The organism is Methylophaga sp. UBA1464 (assembly GCF_002325665.1).
Classification (GTDB): domain Bacteria; phylum Pseudomonadota; class Gammaproteobacteria; order Nitrosococcales; family Methylophagaceae; genus Methylophaga.
Map to the genome: position 1 here is coordinate 1 of NZ_DCSO01000079.1, position 7,715 is coordinate 7,715.

At 44.4% G+C, this 7,715-nt stretch carries 10 protein-coding genes; 4 read left to right on the forward strand and 6 right to left on the reverse strand.

From position 1 onward, the window contains the following. Nucleotides 1-126: 126 nt before the first annotated feature. The gene (locus B3O33_RS09925) at nucleotides 127-309 is read right to left on the reverse strand and encodes a hypothetical protein (RefSeq protein WP_168800185.1); all 183 of its coding nucleotides are present in this window, start codon (nucleotides 307-309) and stop codon (nucleotides 127-129) included. 605 nt (nucleotides 310-914) lie between these two features. Beyond that, nucleotides 915-2,192 (reverse strand): hypothetical protein, encoded by a 1,278-nt coding sequence (locus B3O33_RS09930; RefSeq protein ID WP_136554454.1) that lies wholly within the window; start codon nucleotides 2,190-2,192, stop codon nucleotides 915-917. 533 nt (nucleotides 2,193-2,725) lie between these two features. Here B3O33_RS09930 and B3O33_RS09935 point away from each other — a divergent pair. From B3O33_RS09935 to B3O33_RS09950, 4 genes are all read left to right on the forward strand, one after another. Next, nucleotides 2,726-3,004 (forward strand): hypothetical protein, encoded by a 279-nt coding sequence (locus tag B3O33_RS09935; RefSeq protein ID WP_136554452.1) that lies wholly within the window; start codon nucleotides 2,726-2,728, stop codon nucleotides 3,002-3,004. An 11-nt stretch (nucleotides 3,005-3,015) separates the two neighbouring features. Next, the gene (locus B3O33_RS09940) at nucleotides 3,016-3,327 is read left to right on the forward strand and encodes a copper resistance protein B (protein WP_292363525.1); all 312 of its coding nucleotides are present in this window, start codon (nucleotides 3,016-3,018) and stop codon (nucleotides 3,325-3,327) included. A 40-nt stretch (nucleotides 3,328-3,367) separates the two neighbouring features. Beyond that, the gene (locus B3O33_RS09945) at nucleotides 3,368-4,693 is read left to right on the forward strand and encodes an APC family permease (protein WP_292363517.1); all 1,326 of its coding nucleotides are present in this window, start codon (nucleotides 3,368-3,370) and stop codon (nucleotides 4,691-4,693) included. A 395-nt stretch (nucleotides 4,694-5,088) separates the two neighbouring features. Beyond that, complete coding sequence (locus B3O33_RS09950; protein WP_136554448.1) at nucleotides 5,089-5,577, forward strand: YHS domain-containing protein; 489 nt, start codon at nucleotides 5,089-5,091, stop codon at nucleotides 5,575-5,577. Here the strand turns inward: B3O33_RS09950 and B3O33_RS09955 are convergent. The 4 genes from B3O33_RS09955 to B3O33_RS09970 form a co-directional block, all read right to left on the reverse strand. Next, nucleotides 5,574-5,903: a lycopene cyclase domain-containing protein gene (locus B3O33_RS09955; RefSeq protein WP_339612373.1), complete on the reverse strand. Its 330-nt coding sequence runs from the start codon at nucleotides 5,901-5,903 to the stop codon at nucleotides 5,574-5,576. The genes B3O33_RS09950 and B3O33_RS09955 overlap by 4 nt on opposite strands. Beyond that, a complete protein-coding gene (locus B3O33_RS09960; RefSeq protein WP_104934737.1) occupies nucleotides 5,857-6,273 on the reverse strand; it encodes a hypothetical protein in 417 nt (138 codons plus the stop codon). The genes B3O33_RS09955 and B3O33_RS09960 overlap by 47 nt, the downstream gene beginning before the upstream one ends. Nucleotides 6,274-6,342: 69 nt before the next feature. Beyond that, nucleotides 6,343-6,624 (reverse strand): DUF2933 domain-containing protein, encoded by a 282-nt coding sequence (locus B3O33_RS09965; RefSeq protein ID WP_041354475.1) that lies wholly within the window; start codon nucleotides 6,622-6,624, stop codon nucleotides 6,343-6,345. A 52-nt stretch (nucleotides 6,625-6,676) separates the two neighbouring features. Further along, nucleotides 6,677-7,715 (reverse strand): heavy metal translocating P-type ATPase (locus B3O33_RS09970; RefSeq protein ID WP_292363518.1); only part of this gene is annotated, 1,039 nt, incomplete at its 5' end.

Below are 7,715 nucleotides of genomic sequence, written 5' to 3' on the forward strand. Positions count from 1 at the left end.
AACCATTTAATCCGCTTACCCTGAATAATAAGTGTATTAGGAAAGCTTACTGTCGCTGGGAATAACAAAAAAAGAATCGAAACCATTACTGCGCTGGTGAGTACTTCTTTTAGGTTTTGCTTTTTATTATTGAATGACTTCCCAACCGTCATCACTCTCAACAAGTCGAATGCTGGAGGCTGCTGATTGCTCTCCAGTGAACTCAGAAAATGATGTTACTTTTACGTCACAGACAAAACCCGAAGACTCAGAGGCTGCTTTACAGCTCAGTTTTTCAACATCCCGAATCTCTACTTCATATTGAGCCATTAAATCGCACTAAAGAAAATTTATTTTGATGCGTTAACTCAGATGTACAGCCGTGGTGAGATTAATCTCAAATTAACTGTTGTTTCTCCACAAACATAGCAATACCTGATTTAACACAGTCCCGAAGTAAATTATTACTTGCATGAAAGCTCCGTCGCTTAGCTCAACAGACACAGTCATAAATTTAATAAGAATTTAATGTGTGAGGACTAGTACTTCGGTGTTGGGGAATACACAAATACCACCTGTATATCCTAATAAACAAAAACCACATATAAAAACGACTATTAACTTAAATATTTTATCTGGCGGAGTCTGCCTCCTAGATAGTTCTGACTCTGAGTACGTTTCATCCGCAGCAGTTGCACAGATTAGTGGCGCTAAAGATGTGCGCATGGAACAAGTGACCAGTTTGCCGATGTTATCAATTAATCCGCAGCGAGAACATCTGACCCTGCTGGGACTGGACATTGCAACCTTACAAAATGCCTAGCAAATGGTCATTGGCGGTCAGGATCTGAGGCTGATTTATGAGGGCGATAAACTCTTCCGGCTGGTGATGCGGCTCGATAAACAATTACGCCGAGATGTTGATTCACATTCTTCTAACTTTGCTGCAAAAGTAGAGGTGCAAATCCACCACCCGGTGTACGTAAGTTGGTAGCTTGACCTCGATAAAGTCTTGCTGCAGCAAGTAATAATTCCCCTCGGTAAGTATACAATCGCACATCAACCTTAAGCATTTCACGTTCGTTATCAACCATCACAACACGTTCTGAGGGTGGCACATAGGCCTGTGCAACATAATCACTTTCAAGAATACGTGCAAATGTGCTTTTGGTCAGCTTGCTGCCGCGATAGACACCCTTGCTGCCATGACCTGCCACCGGTTTAAAAAACCACTGCCGCCGTTGTTGCCAGAGTGATTGCTCATCATGGGCGGTAACCTGAATGGTGTGGGGAATACCCTTTTTTAAAAGTTCAGCATTTTCAGTACTTAACCCCCAATCTAGTAGAGTCTGCTGATCTGACATTAAGGCCAAGTTTCGCTTATCAGCAAATAGGGCGTGTGTATAAGGATTCGGGGTGATAACTGCGCCACATTCTAACCAAGCAAAACGCAAAGCAGCATGTTCAGGTGCATCTAGTCCAAAGTCGACCAGACGGTTGTAAACCAAATCGATTTTCTGGTTATCACCATACAAGACTCCTGATTCGTATTTGAGATCCGTTGGTGAAAGTATGACGGCATCAATGCCATGTTGGATGAATAGCTGTTGCGCGAGTTTGAACTCCGGATAGAGATGTTGTTCTTCCGGTGCATCGTCGATGATTGCAATTCGCTCAGGTTGTCCGCTACCTCTCTGGGCCCGCCATTCACTTATAAATTGCGCAATGACTGCTTCATCGAAATCTTTTGCCCAAGACGCCTGTGTATTGCCGCTACAACATTTTAGTTGGGCGCGAGTCAGGATGGCATTAAGAAAAGCGCCACCGGCATTGGTATTGATTTCGATAAGACGAGGACCATCCTCACTGAGGTGGAAATCATAGCCCATAAAAGCGCCTACTGGACCGGGATTATGCCGTGCACTCTCAGGTGCCCAAGACATGATCTGTTGCTGATATTCTGCAAGTGAAGCAGCGGATTCGATTGCCTTAACAATCGCCTGCATTTGTTCAAGATCAGAACTTGGAACAAAAATCGCGGCATTTGAGAAGAATTGGCGCATGCCCGAAGTAGACAGGATGCCTTCAGCGTTATCACCCAATTGGTTGTTGAGATCGCGAATAATCGCTGACCAATCTAGAGTAACGCAGGTACAGTGATGGTTTAGCCGTTGTGATCTTGTCTGCTCTTGAGAACTATCGATTTTTTTCATTGATTCTCCTCTGTCGGAAAACGTTATATTAATGTCCAACGGTTAACTTTAAATCATAGGTGTTTAGTTTGATTAGTGACCGTTATTGCAATCTTTACCAGCCTGCTTAAAGCCCCTTTGTTGGACGTCCTCTATAGTTAAACAGGATGAACATTCTGCCTGAGGCTTACATAATCCTTGTAATAAGCAAAGGAAATCGTGAACACAAAAGAATAATTAACAAAGGCAGGTAGGGCAGAATATAGTTCGTATGCTCTACAAACGGTAAAAAAAAAGGATTACATAAGGATTAGGTTTTTGTAATGTTTAGGTCATCAAGGTGACAGAATCGTCCGTTAGTCTTCAAAGTAGGTTGATTTAATAGTTGAGCCAACGCTGGTCAAGCGGAAATCAAATTTAATTTATCGTGATGTTGGCTCATCCAATTAAATGTAGCTTAAGAGGCAATGACAAGATTTAACTATGTGTTGCCGCTAATAATTTTTGCTTTAATCAAGTTATTCATACTTTTAATACTATTTAGGACTAACTTTATGAAATTTCAAACCTTGCCATATTTTGTTGCGTTGCCAGCATTAATGTTGGCTCTATCTGCTCAAGCTCATAACCCTGAAGAGCATATTAACAAAGGAGAAGCACCTAACTGTGCAGCTATGAAAGATATGGATCATTCTAAAATGGATATGAAGGATCCAGTCATGCAAGCCATGATGCAGAAATGTATGCCTAAAGATGAAGTAATGTCTAAAGATGGTGATGCTGGCCATGATATGGAAGCAGGTGTTAAAAAACCTTCTGAGCATCAACATTAATTTCAGATATCATTAATGAAGATGGCGACATAGCAGCATCACTTGAAGCCGAATACGACATTCGCCTCAGTCAAGTTTCGTACTTACAGCCACGCGTGGAAGTTTCTGCTGGACTCACAGATGCCCAAGCGTTCGATCGCCCCAGTGGATTCAACGATGTTCGAATAGGACTGCGTTATCGCTATGAAATCTCTAGAGAGTTTGCACCTTACATAGGTGTTTATTGGAGCCGGGCCTTAGGTCAAAAGGCTAATCAAATCTCTGATGAAGGGGGCGATAAAATCGAAACAGGTTTTGTTGCCGGGGTTCGGATGTGGTTTTAACTAGAGTAACAAAATTAGTAAAACTGAAGAGGGAGAGTAAATGACTAACAATGACGACAGAACAACGCATTATAAGGAGGGAAGCCTCACTTTAGCGGGAACAGTTATGCTCGGTACCGGTGTGATGACTGGTGCTGGTATCTTTGCGCTTACCGGGCAAATGGCGCAGATGACAGGTGTTTTATTTCCTTTAGCGTTTCTAGCCGCCGCAGTAATCGTTAGTTTTAGTGCCTATTCATACATCAAAATTTCTAACGCTTATCCCTCTGCAGGCGGCATTGGCATGTATTTGCATAAAGCTTATGGTAACCGGTTGCCAACGGCTTTTAATGCTTTGCTGATGTATTTTTCAATGGTGATCGCCCAGAGCTTTCTCGCGCGCACATTTGGTTCATACACCATGCAACTTTTCGGTGGGGATCAAAGCGGCATTATGGTGCCTTTGCTTGGTGTCTCGCTCATTTTGGCCGCTTTTATAATTAACCTTTTAGGTAATCAATTGATTCAGGGGGTGGCCTCGTTCATTGGTATTTTGAAAATTCTGGGCATTCTCATTTTTGGATTGGTAGGTGTTTGGATCGCCGACAGTATCTCTGTCGACTTTACAAGCCCAGGAGAAGCAGGAACCTTCGGCAACTTCCTCGGTGCAACGGCACTGGGGATACTGGCCTTTAAGGGGTTTACCACTATTACTAACAGTGGTTCTGAAGTAAAAGATCCTAAACGTAACGTAGGTCGCGCAATTGTTATTTCTATCGCGGCCTGTGTGGTCATTTATGGCTTGGTCGGTTTTGCTGTGGCGAGTAATTTATCGTTGGCAGAAATCATCAAAACACAAGACTATTCCCTTGCTGCGGCTGCGCGCCCGGCATTGGGTGAATATGGTGTGTGGTTTACGGTTGCTATTGCCATGATGGCGACTGCTGGCGGTATTCTGGCCAGCATTTTTGCCGTTTCAAGAATGCTGGCAATGTTGACGGAAATGAAACTGGTTCCGCATCGACATTTCGGTATGCCGGGTAGTATTCAAAAGCATACATTGGTCTACACGGTCGTTTTAGGACTTATTCTGACGGCATTTTTTGATCTGTCTCGAATTGCTGCACTGGGTATCGTGTTTTACCTAATTATGGACATTGCCATTCATTGGGGCGTTCTTCGTTATTTGCGAGAAGACATTAACGCCAATAGATGGGTGCCAACTACCGCGATTATTTTAGATTTGCTCGCGCTAGGGGGCTTTGTCTGGGTAAAACTGAATACTGATCCATTTGTGATTGGTGTGGCGGTTGTTACTATGATTATTATCGCAGTTGCTGAGCAAATTTTCCTGAAAAGATCCGCTGAATTACATCATCATCATTAATTACAATATTTTACGTGGAGGGCAGTACCATGATGACTGATAATATTTTTGGTAACACCATGTGCGCATGACATTGGTAGTGGATGCTGGTGTTTGCCATTGTCGTTGTTATTCCGGTTTGGCGTTTTTGTCAGCGTACAGAGTGCCCAGGTTGGATGGGAATACTGATATTGATTCCTTTCATTAATCAGGCATTACTGTATTTCATTGCGTGTACCGATTAGCCAGTAGAAAAAAGATTGAGATAAAGGCAGCCGAACACTGGTATGTTCACCATCAGGATTTATTGAGGGTCTAAGCTTATGGTCATCTTCAGTAGACATAAGTGCTGGTATTTTTGCTGTGACTAACAATCTTTTCTAGCGTTTCATATCTAATAGAAGAGCGAGGTTCTGATGTTTCCGTCAAAAAATTGTCCTGTTTGTGAAATGTCCGTCGCAGATAACAAATTATCTGTAAATTTCCGTGGCATTGATCTTTGGTTTTGTTCTCAACAATGTCAGGACAGATTCAACCAACGGCCAAGCTTATACATTGGTGATCCCAAGCATGGTAAATCAGTCAAGCAACATGGTGTAAGGGTTAATAAACAGAGACTTATTAAGCTTGAACTGCCTGACAATGAGGAGTTAAAAATTAAATTGATTAATGGTTTAAATTCATTGATGGGGGTGACGCAAGCTAAAATTAATCAAAAAGTGCTTGAAATTGAATACGATTTGGTTCAAATATCACTTGATGAAATTGAGCATTATATTTTGGCCTCGGGGGTAGATATGGAGCAGTCGTGGCTTGATAAGGTTCACGATGCTCTCCTTCATCTCAGTGAGGAAGGTGAATTGGGTAATCTCGGACACCCCTATAAAGACGATAGCAGTCATTAATTAAATCTGACTTGGTTTTTCCAAGTCAAATGTTCATAAATGCCCGTCCAGTAATATCCAAAACTGGCTGCAAAAAGTAACTCTTCCAAGGGTATACCAATAAGAAACAGGCCACTCAGTGCATCCAGGTTCCATACACGTTCGATGTATCCCGGTGCAATGCTTTCAAGACCAAGGACAAAAATCGCGTAATAAACAAGAAATAGAACGCTTCCCCAAAAACTCTTGAGTGCAGGGGGGCCAGCATCGTGAAGTTCGGATGCTGGACACCTAAACCAGCTATTTCTTGTGAATATGCTTGCGGAGTTTTTTCTCTTCCATCTGATGTTCTCCCATCTGGTTCATCATCATCTGCATCATATTCATTCGCTCATCCATCATGCTCATGCAGTCTTCCTTGCCTTTGTGTTCCATGGTTTTACCTTTCATCTCCCCATGCATCATTTTCATACCTTTTTGCATGGCGGTCATATGTTCCTGCATCATTTGGTGGCGTTTTTCATGGTCCTGTTCTTGTTGAATTCGGTCCATCAGAGCTTGCATTTCCTGCATATGATCATGCATGGAAGTCATTCCCTTATCCTGCATTTTCATGGTGTTGTCTTGCATTTTGTCATTATGCTGATGGTCATCCTGGGCGAAAGCTGGCGCGGTAAGGATGGCGGTGATGATGAGTGATCGGGTAAGATTTTTCATAGTTATCTCCTAGGTTTACTTCAAGGGGAAGATTCCCCTCTGGTTTAACGGTTGTGACCTGACATGACACTACAGCCGGTCATTCGTTTTTTTTCGCCCATCTTCCAGACCACGGCGATAGGCTTCTTCCGCATCTTGGTGTTGATGTTCGTCTTTACTGTTTTCTCCATGATCGCCATGCCCCTTATGCATGAATATATGCATCAGTGGACACAACAAAATAATCAGAAATGGAAGATATGGAAGGATGTGGGCACTGTGATCAACGAAAATAAAATAGAGCGCCACTCCAATAAGTATAAGAGTTGCCATACCATGAAGGCTGGTCCAAAAACCGGGTTTGCTTGCCATCTAGTTTCTCCTATGCCGCCTTATAGACAGCGCTGTTAGATGTATGTCAGGGTCATTTATCAACATTCAGTTTCACCCGCTTAAGGCGCAGTGAGTTGCCAATCACCGACAAAGAGCTGGTTGTCATGGCGATCACCCCGATCATCGGATGAAGTAGGCCGACAGCTGCAATGGGTATCGCGGCCACATTGTAAAACCAAGCCCAAAACAGGTTTTCAACGATTTTCCGAAAAGTTGCACGGGACAGGCGAATAGCCTCCACCACCTTGGTTAGTTCACCTTTAACCAAGGTGACATCCGCAGCTTCAATGGCAACATCGGCGCCAGCACCAATAGCGATACCCACATTGGCCTGTTTCAGTGCCGGGGCGTCGTTGATGCCATCGCCCACCATGGCCACCAGTTGCCCATATTTTTCCTGCAGCCGCATAATTGCATCCACCTTGCCTTCAGGCAAAACGCCCGCCATAACTTCGTCGATCCCTACCTGGTTCGCGACGTGGCGAGCTGTACGTTCGTTGTCGCCTGTGATCATGACAGTGTGAATGCCCATCTCATGAAGCGCGGCAATGGCAGCTTTCGAGTCCTCTTTAATGGTGTCGGCCACGGCGACAATACCGGCTGCCTGGTCTCCGGCGGCAACTAGCATGGCGGTCTTACCCTCGTTTTCAAGACGGATCATGACTTCTTCGAGGTCGCCCAACTCTATATTGGCTTCGCTGAGAAGCCGGCGGCTGCCCACGCGAATGAGCTGGTCGTCGACACGGCCTTCCACTCCTCGCGCAGTAATCGCTCGGAAGTCCACCACTGTAGGAACCTCCAACCCCTTTTCCCGGGCGCCATTCACGATGGATTGCCCCAGAGGATGTTCGGAGCCGGCTTCCACAGATGCCGCGAACCTAAGTACATCGCTTTCATTGAAGCCGGCGGTAGCAATCACATCTGTGAGCGCGGGCTCGCCTCTGGTGATGGTGCCGGTTTTGTCGAGTACAACGGCCTTGATGTCCTTAAGAGACTGAATGGCTTCGCCGGAGCGGATAAGTACACCTGATTCTGCGCCCAATCCCGAGCCCACCATGATGGCAGTGGGT

What these genes read in the sequence shown, in the direction of transcription:
- B3O33_RS09925 (WP_168800185.1), bottom strand. Translation starts at nt 309, where the DNA reads ATGGCTCAATATGAAGTAGAGATTCGGGATGTTGAAAAACTGAGCTGT.
- B3O33_RS09930 (WP_136554454.1), bottom strand. Translation starts at nt 2,192, where the DNA reads ATGAAAAAAATCGATAGTTCTCAAGAGCAGACAAGATCACAACGGCTA.
- B3O33_RS09935 (WP_136554452.1), top strand. Translation starts at nt 2,726, where the DNA reads ATGAAATTTCAAACCTTGCCATATTTTGTTGCGTTGCCAGCATTAATG.
- B3O33_RS09945 (WP_292363517.1), top strand. Translation starts at nt 3,368, where the DNA reads ATGACTAACAATGACGACAGAACAACGCATTATAAGGAGGGAAGCCTC.
- B3O33_RS09950 (WP_136554448.1), top strand. Translation starts at nt 5,089, where the DNA reads ATGTTTCCGTCAAAAAATTGTCCTGTTTGTGAAATGTCCGTCGCAGAT.
- B3O33_RS09960 (WP_104934737.1), bottom strand. Translation starts at nt 6,273, where the DNA reads ATGAAAAATCTTACCCGATCACTCATCATCACCGCCATCCTTACCGCG.
- B3O33_RS09965 (WP_041354475.1), bottom strand. Translation starts at nt 6,624, where the DNA reads ATGGCAAGCAAACCCGGTTTTTGGACCAGCCTTCATGGTATGGCAACT.